Origin of the sequence: Hymenobacter caeli, assembly GCF_013294115.1 — a bacterium.
GTDB lineage: Bacteria > Bacteroidota > Bacteroidia > Cytophagales > Hymenobacteraceae > Hymenobacter > Hymenobacter caeli.
This window is the reverse complement of the sequence record NZ_JABSNP010000018.1, coordinates 60,092-75,929: the sequence shown is the minus strand read 5'-3', so window position 1 is coordinate 75,929 and position 15,838 is coordinate 60,092. Positions and strand designations below refer to the sequence as shown.

General features: G+C 62.5%; 17 protein-coding genes. 2 read left to right on the top strand and 15 right to left on the bottom strand.

The genetic code is table 11. The features are described 5' to 3' along the window. Positions 1-39: 39 nt before the first annotated feature. From HNP98_RS16965 to HNP98_RS16905, 13 genes are all read right to left on the bottom strand, one after another. The gene (locus HNP98_RS16965; RefSeq protein WP_173811356.1) at positions 40-1,056 is read right to left on the bottom strand and encodes a 2Fe-2S iron-sulfur cluster-binding protein; all 1,017 of its coding nucleotides are present in this window, start codon (positions 1,054-1,056) and stop codon (positions 40-42) included. 129 nt (positions 1,057-1,185) lie between these two features. Beyond that, complete coding sequence (nuoF, locus tag HNP98_RS16960; protein WP_173811355.1) at positions 1,186-2,526, bottom strand: NADH-quinone oxidoreductase subunit NuoF; 1,341 nt, start codon at positions 2,524-2,526, stop codon at positions 1,186-1,188. A 13-nt stretch (positions 2,527-2,539) separates the two neighbouring features. Continuing rightward, positions 2,540-2,872, bottom strand: coding sequence for a hypothetical protein (locus HNP98_RS16955; protein WP_173811354.1), 333 nt, complete (start codon positions 2,870-2,872; stop codon positions 2,540-2,542). A gap of 4 nt (positions 2,873-2,876) precedes the next feature. Next, the gene (locus HNP98_RS16950; RefSeq protein ID WP_173811353.1) at positions 2,877-3,449 is read right to left on the bottom strand and encodes an NADH-quinone oxidoreductase subunit NuoE family protein; all 573 of its coding nucleotides are present in this window, start codon (positions 3,447-3,449) and stop codon (positions 2,877-2,879) included. A gap of 22 nt (positions 3,450-3,471) precedes the next feature. Next, positions 3,472-4,653, bottom strand: coding sequence for an NADH-quinone oxidoreductase subunit D (locus HNP98_RS16945; protein WP_246275191.1), 1,182 nt, complete (start codon positions 4,651-4,653; stop codon positions 3,472-3,474). Positions 4,654-4,755: 102 nt separating this feature from the next. Next, positions 4,756-5,316 (bottom strand): NADH-quinone oxidoreductase subunit C, encoded by a 561-nt coding sequence (locus tag HNP98_RS16940; RefSeq protein WP_246275184.1) that lies wholly within the window; start codon positions 5,314-5,316, stop codon positions 4,756-4,758. A gap of 106 nt (positions 5,317-5,422) precedes the next feature. Next, positions 5,423-5,977: an NADH-quinone oxidoreductase subunit B gene (locus tag HNP98_RS16935; RefSeq protein WP_068228506.1), complete on the bottom strand. Its 555-nt coding sequence runs from the start codon at positions 5,975-5,977 to the stop codon at positions 5,423-5,425. A gap of 80 nt (positions 5,978-6,057) precedes the next feature. Next, a complete protein-coding gene (locus HNP98_RS16930; protein WP_173811351.1) occupies positions 6,058-6,450 on the bottom strand; it encodes an NADH-quinone oxidoreductase subunit A in 393 nt (130 codons plus the stop codon). 138 nt (positions 6,451-6,588) lie between these two features. Beyond that, positions 6,589-7,020, bottom strand: a complete 432-nt coding sequence (locus tag HNP98_RS16925) for a hypothetical protein (protein WP_173811350.1) — start codon at positions 7,018-7,020, stop codon at positions 6,589-6,591. A 146-nt stretch (positions 7,021-7,166) separates the two neighbouring features. Next, on the bottom strand, positions 7,167-8,831 hold the full coding sequence (pruA, locus tag HNP98_RS16920; protein WP_173811397.1) for an L-glutamate gamma-semialdehyde dehydrogenase: 1,665 nt from the start codon (positions 8,829-8,831) through the stop codon (positions 7,167-7,169). 69 nt (positions 8,832-8,900) lie between these two features. Further along, positions 8,901-9,590: a YjjG family noncanonical pyrimidine nucleotidase gene (locus HNP98_RS16915; protein WP_173811349.1), complete on the bottom strand. Its 690-nt coding sequence runs from the start codon at positions 9,588-9,590 to the stop codon at positions 8,901-8,903. An 11-nt stretch (positions 9,591-9,601) separates the two neighbouring features. Beyond that, entirely contained in the window at positions 9,602-9,925 is a 324-nt protein-coding gene (locus HNP98_RS16910; protein ID WP_173811348.1) for a (2Fe-2S) ferredoxin domain-containing protein, read from the bottom strand. A 62-nt stretch (positions 9,926-9,987) separates the two neighbouring features. Continuing rightward, the gene (locus tag HNP98_RS16905) at positions 9,988-10,389 is read right to left on the bottom strand and encodes an ArsR/SmtB family transcription factor (protein WP_173811347.1); all 402 of its coding nucleotides are present in this window, start codon (positions 10,387-10,389) and stop codon (positions 9,988-9,990) included. 101 nt (positions 10,390-10,490) lie between these two features. Here HNP98_RS16905 and HNP98_RS16900 point away from each other — a divergent pair, with 101 nt between their 5' ends. After that, positions 10,491-11,183, top strand: a complete 693-nt coding sequence (locus tag HNP98_RS16900) for a carboxypeptidase-like regulatory domain-containing protein (RefSeq protein ID WP_173811346.1) — start codon at positions 10,491-10,493, stop codon at positions 11,181-11,183. Positions 11,184-11,395: 212 nt separating this feature from the next. Continuing rightward, positions 11,396-12,772 carry an NAD(P)/FAD-dependent oxidoreductase gene (locus HNP98_RS16895; RefSeq protein WP_173811345.1) on the top strand — a complete coding sequence of 459 codons (1,377 nt, stop codon included), beginning with the start codon at positions 11,396-11,398 and terminating at the stop codon, positions 12,770-12,772. Positions 12,773-12,986: 214 nt separating this feature from the next. On the opposite strand, the gene HNP98_RS16890 is transcribed toward HNP98_RS16895, so the two are convergent. Further along, the gene (locus HNP98_RS16890) at positions 12,987-14,258 is read right to left on the bottom strand and encodes a M16 family metallopeptidase (protein ID WP_173811344.1); all 1,272 of its coding nucleotides are present in this window, start codon (positions 14,256-14,258) and stop codon (positions 12,987-12,989) included. A 312-nt stretch (positions 14,259-14,570) separates the two neighbouring features. Further along, positions 14,571-15,803, bottom strand: coding sequence for a type IX secretion system outer membrane channel protein PorV (gene porV / locus HNP98_RS16885; protein WP_217425810.1), 1,233 nt, complete (start codon positions 15,801-15,803; stop codon positions 14,571-14,573). Positions 15,804-15,838: the final 35 nt, after the last annotated feature.

The window sequence follows — 15,838 nt, the reverse complement described above, 5'->3', positions numbered from 1 at the left end:
TGATTGCAATTGTGCGCAACAATTTAATTAATGAGCCATTTAACCATTAAATCCGCCCAGTTTTAGCGGTGGGTTTTGTTGCAGGTCGCGCACGGTGCTTTCAGGCAAATCGGCAATTACCTGCGGGTTGATAACCGGCAGCTCGTAGTGGCCCTGCGAAACAACCGACGAGCGGTCCACGTGGGCGGGACCCTCGATTATCCAGTCGGCCGTTTCTTTTTTATCGAAGCGGCACTCGTTGCAAATCCACTCTTTTACCTCGCCGTACTCGTCCTTACGGGCCGTTACGCGCAGCACGTCTTTGCCTTTGTACCAGAGGGTAACGTGGCCGTTACACTTCTCGTGGCTGCACTCGCGGTGCGCGTTCATGGGCTTGGTGAACCATACGCGCTGCTTAAAGCGCCAGGTTTTATCGGTCAGGGCCCCTACGGGGCACACGTCGATGACGTTGCCGCTGAAGTCGTTGTCGATGATGTTCTCGATATAGGTGCCGATTTCGGAAGCATCGCCGCGGCCCAGTACGCCGTGCACACGGCCGTCGGTTAGCTGGTCGGCGGTATACACGCAGCGGTAGCACAGGATGCAGCGCGTCATGTGAAGCTGCACGTAGGGCCCGATGTCGATTTTCTCGAACGTGCGGCGCTCCTCTTCGTAGCGCGTGGTGCTCACGCCGTGCTCGAAGGCGAAATTTTGCAAGTCGCACTCGCCGGCCTGGTCGCACACCGGACAGTCGAGCGGGTGGTTGATGAGCAGCATCTCCACGATGCCTTTGCGCACGTCGAGCACCTGCGGGCTGGTCGTGTTTTCCACCACCATGCCGTCCTGCACCGGCGTGATGCACGAGGCCACCAGCTTGGGCATGGGGCGCGGGTCTTTGGCCGAGCCGGCCGCGACGCGCACCAGGCAGGCGCGGCACTTGCCGCCGCTGCCTTTCAGGGGCGTGTAGTAGCACATGGCGGGCGGCACCACGCCGCCCCCAATTTTGCGGGCCGCGTTGAGGATGGTAGTGCCATCGGGCACTTCCACTTCAATTCCGTCGAACGTTATTTTAGCCATTGGTTTATCAAATATCGAGTCTTGTTATCATGTCGAGCGCAGCCGAGACATCTCGCGTGCGGTAGTATTGAATTACCGCCGCACGCGAGATGTCTCGGCTGCGCTCGACATGACGTTCATTTAGCTAAGTTAAACCAACACGCCTGCGCCGCGGTACACGGCCCCCGGCTGGGTGGCTTCTTTGGGGTGCTTCACGTGCCACTCGAATTCGTCGCGGAAGTGGCGCACGGCGGCGGCCACCGGCCACGCCGCGGCCTCGCCCAATGGGCAGATGGTGTTACCCTCAATCTGCTTAGCCACGCTCACCACCAGGTCAATGTCGTGCATCGAGCCGTGGCCGTGCTCCAGGCGGTGCAGCACTTTCTCCAGCCAGCCGGTGCCTTCGCGGCAGGGCGAGCACTGGCCGCAGCTTTCGTGGTGGTAGAAGCGCGAGAAGTTCCAGGTGTTCTTCACGATGCACGTCGTTTCGTCCATCGCAATAAAGCCGCCCGAGCCCAGCATGGTGCCCGTCACGAAGCCGCCGTCGCTAAGCGACTCGTAGGTCATCAGGCGGTTTTCGCCGGCCGCGGTTTTCAGAATTAATTCTTTGGGCAGAATGGGCACCGACGAGCCGCCGGCCACCACGGCCTTCAACTCGCGGCCTTTCCAGATGCCGCCGCAGTACTCGTCAGAATAAATAAACTCCTCTACCGGCAGCCCCAATTCCAGCTCGTAGATGCCGGGCTTGTTGAGGTGGCCGCAGGCCGAAAACAGCTTGGTGCCCGTGCTTTTGCCCACGCCCAGCTTCGCATACTCGTCGCCGCCGTCGTTGAGGATGGGCACCACCGAGGCGATGCTTTCCACGTTGTTCACCACTGTAGGGCGGGCGTACAGGCCCTGCACGGCCGGGAATGGCGGCTTGTTGCGCGGGTTGCCGCGCTTGCCTTCCAACGATTCCAGCAGCGCGGTTTCCTCGCCGCAGATGTAGGCCCCCGCGCCCGGGTGCACATACAAATCAAGCGAATAGCCCGAGCCCAAGATGTTCTCGCCCAGGAAGCCCGCCGCGTAAGCCTCGGCAATGGCCTTCTCCAGAATGCGCAGCACGTACAGCAGCTCGCCGCGGATGTAGATGTAGCTCGTGCGGGCCCCCAGCGCGTAGCTGCCGGCAATCATGCCCTCAATGAGCAGGTGCGGCAGCTTCGACATCAGGTAGCGGTCCTTGAAGGTGCCGGGCTCCGACTCGTCGGCGTTGCACACGAGGTAGCGCGGCACGCCCTCCGGCTTGGCCAGGAAGCTCCACTTCATGCCCGTGGGGAAACCCGCGCCGCCGCGCCCGCGCAGGCCCGACTTCTTCACCTCGTCCACCACCTCCTCGGGGGTCATGGTTTTGAGGGCCTTTTCCACGGCGCGGTAGCCGCCGTGCTTGCGGTACACCTCGAAGGTCTCGATGCCTTCAACGTTAACGTGTTCGGTTAAGAGCTTGCGTCCCATCGTATTGGCTAAATTAATTGTTTTCTAAGCGAGTGATGCGGGCATCGTGCTGTTGCAACAGTTGCCGCACGTAAAGTCCTTCTTCCCGAAAAGCCGCGATGAGCATTTCGGTGCTGTTCCGACTTTCTTCCGTCAAGGCTTTAACTGAGCCGGCCAGCGTATTCATGGAAGATGCTAGTTGGCCGATTACACCCTTCACTTCGCGCATCTCAACCTCGAGCTTTTCCACGCTGTGGCTGAGGTGAACCGTCACGGTTTGTAGTTGCTTAATGCCGCCCCGCAGCTCGTGCATCTCAATCAAAATCTCGGACACGACAAGCGGCAACTCCTGGTTCTGGTCAGCCATGATGCTAATTGTTTTGCAGCGAGGTAGGCAAGCCCGTTTCCTCCCACGGCAAAATGGGCCGGTGAATCTGGCCGCGCAACTCGCTCAGCATGGCATCCACGGCTTCGGGGGTGTCGAGGCTTTCGTAGTACTGCTCGCGCACCTGCACCACGGGGGCAAAGCCGCAGGCGGCCAGGCACTCCACTTCCTTTAAGGTGAAGTGGCCATCGGGCGATGTTTCGCCCACTTTGGCCCCGGTGAGGCGCTCCAGGTGGGCCGTCAGCTCGTCGGAGCCGCGCAGCATGCAGGGACCCGTGCGGCAGATTTCCAGCACGTGCTGGCCCACGGGCTTGAGGTTGTACATGGTGTAGAACGTGGCCACTTCGTACACCTCGATGGGCCGGATATTCAGCGTCTCGGCCACCAAATCCTGCACCTCGGGGCTTACCCAACCACCAAACTCGGCCTGCGCGATGTGCAGCAGCGGCAGCAAGGCCGACTTGCTGCGCTCGGCGGGGTAGCGGGAAATAATGCGCTTGATTTCTGCCTGGGCGGCGGGCGAAAATTGCGGCTTGGCAGGAGCGGTGGTAGGCTGCATATCGGTCTATATCAATCAGAAACTAAGCGTCCAGCTCGCCGGCAATGACGTTCATCGACGAGAGAATCACGATGGCGTCGGAGAGGGTGGTGCCCACGGCCATCTCGGGGTAGGCTTGGTAGTAAATAAAGCACGGGCGGCGGAAGTGCAGCCGGTAGGGCGTGCGCCCACCGTCCGATACCAGGTAGAAGCCCAGCTCGCCGTTGCCGCCCTCCACCGAGTGGTACACTTCACCGACGGGGGCGTCGATTTCGCCCATCACAATTTTGAAGTGGTAAATCAGGGCCTCCATGTTTTTGTACACGGCGTCCTTGGGCGGCAGGTAGTAGTGCGGCGCGTCGGCGTGGTAGGGGCCCTCGGGCAGCTTGTCCAACGCCTGGTTGATGATGCGCAGGCTCTGCCAGATCTCCTCGTTGCGCACCATGAACCGGTCGTAGGTGTCGCCGTTGGTGCCCACCGGGATGTCGAACTCGAAGTCCTCGTAGGACGAGTACGGGTTCATCACCCGCACGTCGTAGTCCACGCCCGCGGCCCGCAGGTTGGGGCCCGTGAAGCCGTAGTCCAGCGCCTTTTCGGCCGAGATGCCGCCCACGTTCACCACCCGGTCCATGAAGATGCGGTTGCGGTTGAACATGGACTCGAACTCCTTCATCACGGCGGGGAAGGACTTCAGCCAGGCCCGCAGCTTCTCGATGGCCACCGGCGTGAAGTCGCGCTCCATGCCGCCCACCCGGCCCATATTGGTGGTGAGGCGGGCTCCGCACACCTCTTCGTAAATCTCGTAAATCTTCTCCCGCTCCTGAAACACGTACAGGAAGCCGGTGAAGGCCCCCGTGTCCACGCCCAGGATGGAGTTGCAGATGAGGTGGTCGGAGATGCGGGCCAGCTCCATCATAATCACGCGCATGTACTGGGCCCGCTTGGGCACGGTCACGCCCAGCATTTTCTCCACCGTCATGTGCCAGCCCAGGTTGTTGATGGGGCTGGAGCAGTAGTTCATCCGGTCGGTCAGGGTCGTAATCTGATAGAACGGGCGGCGCTCGGCAATCTTCTCAAACGCCCGGTGGATGTAGCCGATGGTGGGCACGCCCGACACGATCCGCTCGCCGTCCATTTGCAGGATGTTCTGGAAAATGCCGTGCGTGGCCGGGTGCGTAGGCCCCAGGTTGAGGGTCGTCAGCTCCTGGTTGAAGTCGTTGTGCATGGGCAGCAGGATTTTGTCCTGCTGTTCGTGCGCTTCTTCGATGATGTGGTGGGTGCCTTCCAGCGTGTCGTTTACTGCCATGACGTAGGAATCAGGGGCCGCTTAGCGGCCAAAAAACAGGTCGGTTTTGTCTTCGCGGGTGCCGTCTTCGAGCGGGTACTCCTTGCGCATGGGGTGGTAGTCCATGTCCTCCACGTTGAGGATGCGAATTAAGTTGGGGTGGCCGGTGAAGATGACGCCGAAGAAATCGTAGGCCTCGCGCTCCATCCAGTTGGCCGTCAGGTACACATCGGTCAGGGTGGGCACCACCGGGTCGGCCACGGGGAAAAATATCTTGAGCCGCAGCCGGATGTTCTGGGTCAGGCTGTGCAGGTGGTAAATCATGCCCAGCTCCTTACCCACGTTCTCGGGGTAGTTGATGCCGCACATCGTGGTGAGGAAATTGAGGGCAATTTCCTGGTCCTGCTTCAGCCCCGCGATGATGCCGTGGATGCGTTCCCGGGTGGTCGTGGCCGTGAGCAAACCGTAGGGCTCCTCCACGTCGGTGAAGGCGTCTTCGCCAAATAGTTGGTGCAAACGCGCCAGCACCCGGGCGTTTTGCACTTTGGCCGGGTTGTCGGCAACAGCGGCTTCAGAAGTAACGGGAGCGTCTTGGGGCATCATTTTTGAGCTGTTAGCTTTAAGCTATTAGCTGTTAGCTTTCATCCAACCGCATCCCTGCCTCGCTCTGAAGAGCTAACAGCCAGCAGCCAAAACAAAAGCTAACAGCTTATTTGATGTTGTACGACGTCAGCAGGGCCTGGTACTCGGGCGAGTTGCGGCGGCGCAACGATTCGTTTTTGGCCAGGTCCTGCACGCGCATCAGGCCGTCGAGCACCTGCTCGGGGCGGGGCGGGCAGCCGGGCACGTACACGTCCACCGGAATGATGCGGTCGATGCCTTGCAGCACCGAATACGAGTCGAAAATGCCGCCCGACGAGGCGCAGGCCCCCATGGCCAGCACCCAGCGGGGCTCGGCCATCTGCTCGTACACCTGCTTCACGATGGGGGCCATCTTCTTGGCGATGGTGCCCATCACCATCAGCAAATCGGCTTGGCGGGGCGAGAAGCTGGGCCGCTCCGAGCCGAAGCGGGAGATGTCGTAGTGCGAGCCCATGGTGGCCATGAACTCGATGCCGCAGCACGAAGTAGCAAAGGGCAGGGGCCAGAGCGAGTTGGCGCGGGCAATGCCCACCACCTTTTCCAGGGAAGTGGCGAAGAAGCCGGCCCCTTCCACGCCCTCGGGGGCCTCAACGGTTTTTATTTCTGGAACGCGCGTGTCCATATAATTAGCAAAATATCAAGTGGAAAGGCTCAGGGGGCCCGCTTTCCCAACACCGCCCGCCCGGCAAAAGTTTGGGCGTGCTACGCTTCGTTCCAGCGTAGAATGCCTTTTTTGATGACGTAGCCGAAGCCGGCCAGCAGCAGGGCCATGAACACAATCATCTCCACGAAGCCGGCCGTGCCCAGGGCCCGGAAGTTCACGGCCCAGGGGTACATGAAAATCACTTCCACGTCGAAGAGCACGAACAGGATGGCCGTGAGGAAGTACTTCACCGAGATGGGCGTGCGGGCGTTGCCCACGCTCTCGATGCCGCACTCGAAGGCCTCGTCCTTCACCTTCGACTTGCGCCGGGGCCCGATGAGGTGCGAGGCCACCATGGCAAACGTCACGAAGGCCACGGCCAGGCCAAATTGAATGACGATGGGCAGGTAGTCGGAGGGCTGGTAGCCAGCGGCGGGAAGCACTAGGAGCATAGTAGTCAGTAGGAAAGGTAAACGCCGCAGGGGCGCTGTTGGGCAAAGGTAGCGCTTGCGGGTTTGGGGCGCAAAGTCGGTGCCCGGGCCCCCTGAGGCGCGGACGAACTTCCGGGCCTGGGGGCTGCTAAACTCTCTTTACTCGGGCAGTGCGGTAAAGCGCATGGTGGCCACGTCCGCCCTGGCCTCAACCGTGATGCGCAGGTGGTTCACCGGGTCCGTCCAGGCATTGGCAGACTCCGACGGGTACAGCGAGTCGCACTTGTTGACGAAAATGCCCAGGAACGGCACCACGGGCCCCGATACCGCCGTGGTGGTCACCCGGGCTTCCGCAGGCGCGGCGGCGGCGGTGAAGTACGAGACGACAACAAGGTTGTTCTGCCGGTCAACGAATTGAACGTAAGGCTGTCCGCTGCCAGTGGTGCCTTGCTGCCAGGCCCCCAGGTTCGGCGTACCGCGGTAGAGGGCTTGCAGCGCGGCCGGCGTCAGGCCCAAAGTAGATTGGGCCCGGGCCGGTGCGGTCAGAAATGAGGAGACAAGAATAATTGCCGCGGGTATAAAGTGCTTCACGCGGCTAAGCTAAGCCCTTGATAGGGGCTACACAACGGGTTGGCCCGCAGGAAAATCCAATCAGCAGGCCTGCCTTTCAAAGCCGACGCGGCGTCGAAAAAGGGGCGTGCAAACACGAAAGCGCCCTGCTAACGCGGCGTCGGCTTTTATAAGCCTTTGTCGCGGTTCAGGTCTTCGTGGGGCAGGGCCCCCAGGAAGGGGTAGCGGTAGTCGGTCACGGGCACGAAGGTTTCCTTGATGGCGCGGGGCGACACCCAGCGCAGCAGGTTCAGGATGGAGCCGGCCTTGTCGTTGGTGCCCGAGGCGCGGGCCCCGCCGAAGGGCTGCTGGCCCACCACGGCCCCGGTGGGCTTGTCGTTGATGTAGAAGTTGCCGGCGGCGTTCACCAAACGCTGGCTGGCCAGGTCGATGGCGTAGCGGTCCTGCGCGAACACGGCCCCGGTGAGGGCGTAGGGCGAGGTGCCGTCCACCAGGTCCAGCGTGGCCTCGAACTGCTCGGCGTCGTACACGTGCACCGTCACGACGGGCCCGAACAGCTCGTCGCACATCGTCACGTACTTCGGGTCGCGGGCCACGATGACGGTGGGGGCCACGAAGTAGCCCTTGGTCTTGTCGTAGGTGCCGCCGGCCACTACTTCCGCATCCGGGTCGGCGTGGGCCCCGTCGATGTAGCGGGCCAGCTTATCGAACGAAACTTCGGTAATGACGGCGTTTACGAAATTGCCGAAGTCCTCCACGTCCCCCATTTTAACGGTGGCGAGGTCTTCCTTCACGTAGCCCAGAATCTCGTCGGCCAGGTTCGAAGGCAGGTACACCCGCGAAGCGGCCGAGCACTTCTGGCCCTGGTATTCGAAGGCCCCGCGGGTAATGGCCGTGGCCACCGCTTTGGCGTGGGCCGAGGGGTGGGCGAGGATGAAGTCCTTGCCACCGGTTTCGCCCACGATGCGCGGGTACGACTTGTAGCGGGAGATATTCTGCCCGATTTCCTGCCAGATGGTCTGGAACACCTTGGTCGAGCCGGTGAAGTGGATGCCGGCGAAGTCGCGGTGCTTGAAAATGACGTCGCCGGCCACGGGGCCGTCCACGTAAATCAGGTTGATGACGCCATCGGGCAGGCCGGCTTCCTTGAACAATTCCATCAGCACCTGGGCCGAATAGATTTGCGGGTAGGCGGGCTTCCACACCACCACGTTGCCCATCAGGGCCGCCGAAGTGGGTAGGTTGCCGGCGATGGAGGTAAAGTTGAACGGGGTGAGGGCGAACACGAAACCCTCCAGCGGACGGTGCTCCAGGCGGTTCCATATGCCCGGCGAGCTGATGGGCTGCTGCCCGTACAGCTCCTGCATGAAGGCCACGTTGAAGCGGAAAAAGTCAATCAGCTCGCAGGCCGCGTCGATTTCGGCCTGGAAGGCGTTCTTGCTCTGGCCCAGCATGGTGGCCGCGTTCAGGCGGGCGCGGTAGGGCCCCGCCAGCAGGTCGGCGGCTTTGAGGAAGATGGCGGCGCGGTGCTCCCAGGGCAGGGCGGCCCAGGCCGGGCGGGCGGCCAGCGCCGCGTCGATGGCCTGCGTCACGTGGCCGGCGTCGCCCTCGTGGAAGTGGGCCAAAACATGCTGGTGGTCGTGGGGCGGGTGCAGGGGCAGGCGGCGGCCGGTGCGCACTTCCTGCCCGCCGATGTGCATCGGAATGTCGCGCTCCTGCCGCTTCAGCTCCTTCAGCATCTTCACCAGCTCCAGCCGCTCGGGCGAATCAGGGGCGTAGCCCTTCACGGGCTCGTTGAGAGGCGTCGGGACGTTAAAAAAGGCGTTGGCCATGGTGCAGATGCGGTTTTGGTGGCGGTGGGTGGGTGGCCGCAAAGGTAGCGGCTCCGCCCGGCCACCGGTTTACAGGAATTCCCGTAGCTCGTCCAGGCTGCTGATTTCGTAGGTGGTCTGGACGAAGTGTCGGCGCTTGGCGGGGTTGAAGTACACCTGGTCGATGCCCGCGTTGTGGGCCCCCAGCACGTCGCACTCCAGGTTGTCGCCCACCATGAGGCTTTCCGGGGCGGTGGCTCCGGCGGCTTGCAGGGCGTGGGCAAACATGCGGGGGTCGGGCTTGAGGTGGCCGCTGTGCTCAGAAGTAATAATCTGGTCGAAGTACTGCGTCAGGTTCGACGAGGCCAGCTTGCGGTGCTGCATGTCCTCGAAGCCGTTGGTAATCAGGTGCAGCGTGTACTTGCCGCGCAGGTAAGCCAGGGTTTCGTGGGTCTGCGGAAACACGGCCGATTTCTCGGGCAGGATGTCGGTAAACTCAGCCGATAGGGTGGGGGGCACGTCGGCCGCGGCCACCCCCAGCTTGGCCAGGGTGCGCGGGAAGCGCACGTCGCGCAGCTGCTGCTGCGTCACCTTATTGGCCTGGTACAGGCGCCACAGGGCGTGGTTCACGTCGTTGTACACCCGGTTGAAATCGGCCAGGCCAACGCCGTATTGGGCCAGGCCGTGCCGCGCGTGCAGGGTGGCCAGCGTTTCGTTGGCGTTGGTTTCAAAGTCCCACAGCGTGTGGTCGAGGTCAAAAAACAGGTGCCGGTAGGCCATGCGGAAGGAGCTTATTTGTCGTCGAGCAGCAGCGCCGCCAGGGGGCGGCCTTCGCCCAGGTGCTCGCGCACCAGCGCGGCGCAGTCTTTGGGGTGCACGTCGCCGTAAAACAGGCCCTCTGGGTACACCACCAAGGCGGCCCCGGAGCCTTTTTTGCAGTGCTTGCAGCGGTCGAGGCAGTCGCACTCCTGCACGGCGTTGCGCAGCTTCCGGCCGTTGGCCACCACGGCTTTCAGCCCTTGGTCTTTAATGGCGTGCTTCAGGGCCTTGGCTACGTCGCGGCCGACGCCGCTTTTCTGGTGGGTGCAAACAAATAGGTGATTCGCGTAGGGCATCAATTATTGCTTAATGAGTGGTGGGCGGGGCAGTTCCAGCGTCTGGCGGCCCCAGCGGGGGGCTACTGCGGAGGGGCCCCGCCGCCCGTCCAGTGGCGGTTCTGGAGCTTGTAGGCGGCCAGCTCGCGGTTCGACCACAGGGTTTGGTACACCTGCTGGTCGCGCAGCAGCTGCGGGTCGCGCTCCATGAAGCCCAGCAGCTGCTGGGCCAGGTCGAGGATTTCGTCCTTCAACGAATAAAACATCCAGTTGTCGAGGCGGCGCACGCTCACCAGGCCCGCGTTCTTCAGGTACGCCAGCTGGCGCGAGGTTTTGGTTTGGGTAAAGTCGAGCACCTGCTCGAGGTCGGCCACCACCATTTCGTGGTTTCGCCACAGCAAATGGAGGATGCGCACCCGGCTTTCGTCGCCGAAAGCTTTAAAAATTTGTTGGCCGAACGCAACCGTGAAATGTTTCAAGCGCATCTGGTGTCTGGAGGCGGGTAGCCTTCGTATGTTTTCCGTTGTCCGAAGGTACGGCTCAGCCCGCCTTGGGGGTTGTATCTTTGCCTACTAGCCCACCCACCATGCTCACCACCAACCGCCCCCGGGGGTTTTCGTTCGCGCTTGCCGCCGTGTTGGTGGGCGTTTTGCTGCTGCTGGCCGCGCCCGGGGCCCAGGCCCAGGGCAAGCGCCGGGTAATTCAGTTCACCGGCATCGTGGCCAGCGGCGACAGTTTGCTCGGCATTCCCGGGGCTACGGTGTACGTGCCCAAAGCTGGCCGCGGCACCATCAGCAACATCTACGGTTACTTTTCGGTGGCCGTACTGGCGGGTGACAGCGTCGTGATTCGCTCGTTGGGCTACGCCAACCAAACCTTTAAAATTCCTAACGACTACCAGCGCGAGAGCTATTCGGTCGTGGTCGAAATGCGGGAAGACGCGACGCTGCTGCCCGAAGTACGGGTGTTCCCCTACGCCACGGAGCGCGAGTTTAAGCGGGCCTTCCTAGCCATGGCCATCCCGAGTGAGAGTCGCACGCCGGGGGCCGATGCCCTCAACGAGCAGACCATGCGCCGCATTTTCAACACGCTGCCCATGAGTTCGACGGCCGCCTACCGCCAAACCATGAGCTTGCAGCAGCAAGACTACCAGGCCCGCATGGGCCTGGGCCAGTCGTTGCAAGCCAACAACCCGCTCACCAACCCGTTCAGCTGGCTGAAATTTGTGAAGCAGGTCAAGGACGGCGAGTTCAAGAAGAAGGAAGGCGTCGATTACTAAATAGCAATGCAAAACGGCACGATGCGCCGTTTCCCGCCAAGGCCCCGGTGCGCAGTTGCCCAGCTGCAACGGGAGCGTTTCCGTTTTGCACGCACCGAAGTGCCGCCGCGTTCAGCTTGGCCGGGGCCCATAGTAACTGGCTGGTAACCAACGGACGGTTTTTGGGGTTTATATAGAAGTTTAGCTACCAGCTTTCTTCTATTCAATGCCTCATGGATACAAATGTTCCTTTTTCCGATAAGCCGCGGGTTGTTATCGTGGGCTGCGGCTTCGGCGGTCTGCAGCTAGCCAAAGATTTGGCCAAGGCCCCGGTGCAAGTGGTGGTCGTGGACCGCAACAACTACCATAACTTCCAGCCCCTGCTGTACCAGGTGGCCACGGGGGCCCTCGAAGCCGACAGCATCGCCTACCCGGTGCGCAAAATTTTCGCGGGCCAGCGCAACTTCTTTTTCCGCATGGCCGACGCCACCGGCGTGGACACGGCTGCTAGCACGCTGCACACCAGTGTGGGCGAGATTCACTATGACTACCTTGTATTGGCCACCGGCTCGCTCACCAATTTTTTTGGCATCGAGAGCATCGAGCGCAACGCCATGCAAATCAAGAGCATCCCGAATGCCTTGAACCTGCGCAGCTTCATTTTTCAGAATTTTGAGAAGGCCCTGCTCACCGCCGACCCGGCCCAGCGCCAGGCCCTGATGAACATCGTGGTGGTGGGCGGGGGCCCCACGGGCGTCGAAATCAGCGGCTCGCTGGCCGAGATGCGCAAGCACGTGCTGCCCAAGGACTACCCCGAGCTGGACCTCCAGCAGATGCAGATTTTTCTGGTAGAGGCCGGCCCGGCGCTGCTGGGGCCCATGTCGGAGGCGTCGCAGGCCGATGCCAGCCGCTACCTCAAGGAGCTGGGCGTGATAGTGCGCGTCAACACGTCGGTGAAGAAATTCGAGGATTGCAAAGCGTACTATTCCGACACGGAGTTTATTCCGACCGAAAACATGATTTGGGCGGCCGGCGTGAACGGGGCGGCCATGCCCGGCCTGCCCGAAGCCGTGCTGACGCGCAACAAGCGCATCACCGTGAACCAGTGGAACCAGGTACAGGGCCTGGCTAACGTGTTCGCCATCGGCGACGTGGCCAACCTCGTGACCGGCGAGATGCCCAAGGGCCTGCCCATGCTGGCCCCCGTGGCCCAGCAGCAAGCTTCGCTGCTGGCCGCCAACATAGTGCGCCTCACCAAAGGCGAGGCCCCCAAGGACTTCGAGTACTTCAACAAAGGCGTGATGGCCATCGTGGCCCGCAACAAAGCCGTGGTGGACCTGCCCAAGGGCATCCACTTCAACGGCATTTTTGGCTGGGCCACCTGGCTGTTCGTCCACCTGATGACGCTGGTGGGCTTCCGCAACAAGGTGGTGGCTTTGGTGGACTGGGCCTTCAGCTACTTCAGCTCCGACCAGGCCCTGCGCCTCATCATCCGCCCGTTCAAGCGCCGCGACCTGCGCGACGACCAGGGCAAGCGCACCGCCGAGCAGCTCACGGCCACGGCCGATTACAACCCTGGGCCCCCGGCCATTCAGGACGTGAAGGCGTGAGCGCGGAGATGACAGGGTAGCGCGTCAAAAAAGAAGGGTTGAAAAGCTGCTTGCAGCGGCTTTCAAAGCAGGTGTTTTCACCGCAGAAGACGCAGAAGGCTGCGCGGAGGAATCGCGGGGGTCGTTCTTCTGCGATTCCTCCGCGCAGCCTTCTGCGTCTTCTGCGGTGAAAACCTCTTAGACTGCCGAGTTAGGCAGCTTCCCTGACTCCACCTCAGGCCCCGGCCACCACCACTTGCATGGCGGCTGGCGACAGGTATTCCTGGGCCAGGCGTTGCAGGGCGGGGGCGTCGGCGGCTTCGATTTGCTGCACGAACTGGGCGTAGTAATCGGCGGGCAGCGCCATGAGCACGATGTTGCGGTACTTGTCGGCTTGCTCGAACACGGTGGACAGGTCGTTGGCGAACTTGCCCAGGGTGTAGTTTTTCACCGTCTCCAGCTCGTCGGCCGGGATGAGTTCGTCTTGCAGGCGGCGCAGCTCGTGCTGGATTTCGGCCACGGCCAGCGGGGCGCTGTCGCCTTTCACGTCGGTGCCGATGGTGAGGGCCGCGGCCCGCTCGCGGTTGCTGACGCTGGCCGAGATGCCGTAGGTTAATCCCTTGTCTTCGCGGATGTTGCGCATCAGCCGCGAGCCGAAGTAGCCGCCCAGCACCTTGATCAGCAAGTTCAGGCGGTGGGTATCGGGGTGCTGGGGCGCGGGCCAGGGCCGCCCGATGCGCAGCGACGCCTGCAAGCTGCCGGACACGGCCACGTGGTCGGTGGTGGGCTGGAACGCGGCCAGCGGCGGGGCCGGGGCTACCAGCGCGGGGCCCGCGGCCGGGCCCCCGCCCAGGGTATCGGCCACCAGCTGCTGGTGGCCGGCCACGTCGCCGCACAAGAATATCTCGGCCCCGCCCAGCGGGTACGTGGCCCGGTGGAAGGCCAGCACCTCGGCCCGGGTAAGGGCCTGGAAAGCGGCTTCGTCGAAGAGTTGGCCGTAGGGGTGGGCGGCCCCGAACAGGTTTTGGTTGAAGCGCTCGGAGGCGCGGTAACCGGCCTTGCGGCGCTCTACCTGCACGTTTTGCACGGTGCGGGTTTGCAGCTGGGCCAGCTCCGGGGCCGGGAAGGCGGGCTGGGTGAGCACCTCGTGCACCAGTGGCAGCAGCGTGGGCAGGTGCCGCGTGAGGCAGTGCAGCGTGAGCAGCGCCCGGTCGGGCCCCGAATCGCAGTCGAGCGAGGCCCCGTAGAAAGCCACTTCGTCGGCAATCTGGCGGGCGGTGCGGGTGGCCGTGCCTTCGAGCAGCGCCCGGGCGGTGAGCAGGGCCAGGCTGGGCCGGGGCTCGGCAATTTTGCCGGCGGGCAGGGCCACTTGCAGGCGCACCACGGGTTGGGCGTCGTTGGCCAGCGTGTGCAGGCGGGCGTGGTTGGGCAGGGTCATCACCTCCGTGGCCGGCAGGGCCACGCGGGCCAGCGGCTGAACGGGAGGGGCAACGGTACGGTCGAGCATAGCAGGGTAAAAAACCGGGGATAAAACGGCTGATGAAAAGCAGGTAAAAAGTAGAAAAGAGAAGGGTCGAAAGCAGCTGCCAGGACGGCCTGCTCTCAACCCTTCACTTAGAAGCTGTTTGAGTTAACCAAAACGCTCTTTAGGCGGTCATGCCCATCTGGCGTCCGCGCAGCCGAAGCATCTCTACCGCTGACTAACCACTAATTACTGCTGCGGTAGAGATGCTTCGGCTGCGCGGACGCCAGATGGGCATGACGTTCTGATTTATTTCCGAACAGCTTTTCTGCTGCTTTTAACCAGAAAAAAACGTCCTTAGTTCTGCTTGGGGGCGTCGCCGCTGGTGCCGCCGGCGTCGCCGTTGAAGGCATCGGCCAGCTTGTTGAAGTTGAAGTGCAGCGACACGCGGATGGTTTGGGCCAGCGGGTTGGCCTGCGAGTTGGGCACGAGGTAGGCCCCGTCGATGCCGAACACCTGGTAGCGCACGCCCAGGCCCAGGCTCAGGTACTGGCGGGCTCCCTTGTCGGGGTTCTCGTAGAAGTAGCCCACGCGGGCCATCAGCAGGTCGTTGTAGGAATACTCCAGGCCCCCCGACAAGTTGATTTCCTGCAATTCTTCCTTGAAGCCACCCGGCGCGTCAGAAAACGAGCCCAACGCCGCGCTGATGATGGATTTCTGGGCCCGGGCTAAGTTTTCGGCTTTTACGCGGGCCACCACTGCGGGGTCGGTAGAAGAAGTCCCATCGCCTTCGTAGTAGGGCGAGGGCACCAGCAGCTTGCTGACGTCGAAGGCAAACGTAATCTTGTTGTACTGGTCGATTTCCCGGGTGATGGCCGTGCCCAGCTTCAGGGTGGTGGGCAGGAAGCTGGCGTTTTGTGGGTCGGTATAAGTCATCTTATTGCCGATGTTGCTGATGGTGGCCCCGAACGACAGGTTGTAGAGGCCGGTCCCGATGCTGGCGTCCTTGGTGTAGTAGGCCCCGATGTCCACGGCGGCGGCGTTGCCGGGCCGGGCGTCGGGGATGCTGCCGCCGGTGAGGTTGGAGCGGATGTAGCGGGCCGACACGCCCAGGCCGAAGTTCTCGCTCAGCTTCTGGCCGTACGACACCGTTAAGGCGTATTCCTTGGGGTTGAAGGTGGCCCCTTCGATGTTGTTGGCGTCGCGGTACTGAATCTGGCCCAGGTCGAAGTACAGCAGCGAGGCCGAGATGGCCGCCCGGGGGTTCACCTTGGCGTAGCCCGACAGGTAGGACAGGCCCATGTCGTCGGTGATGCTGCGCAGCCACGGCGTGTACGACGGCGACACCGCGTATTTGTAGGGCACGAAGCCCAGCTTGCCCGGGTTGTAAAACGCCGCGTTGGCATCGGGCGAGAGGGCCACGCCGGCCTCGCCCAGCGCCGCTGAGCGCGAGTCGGGGCTGAGGGTGAGGATGGGCACCGCCGTGGTGATGGTTTTGGAGAAGTTCTGGCCTTGGGCCGTGGCCGCGCCGCCCAGCAGGGCCGCGAAGAGCGCCAGGCGCGGGAGAGTAATTAGTGTAGCGAGTTGCATAAAATGAAAGGAGGGGGCCACGGGGCCCGGCCACA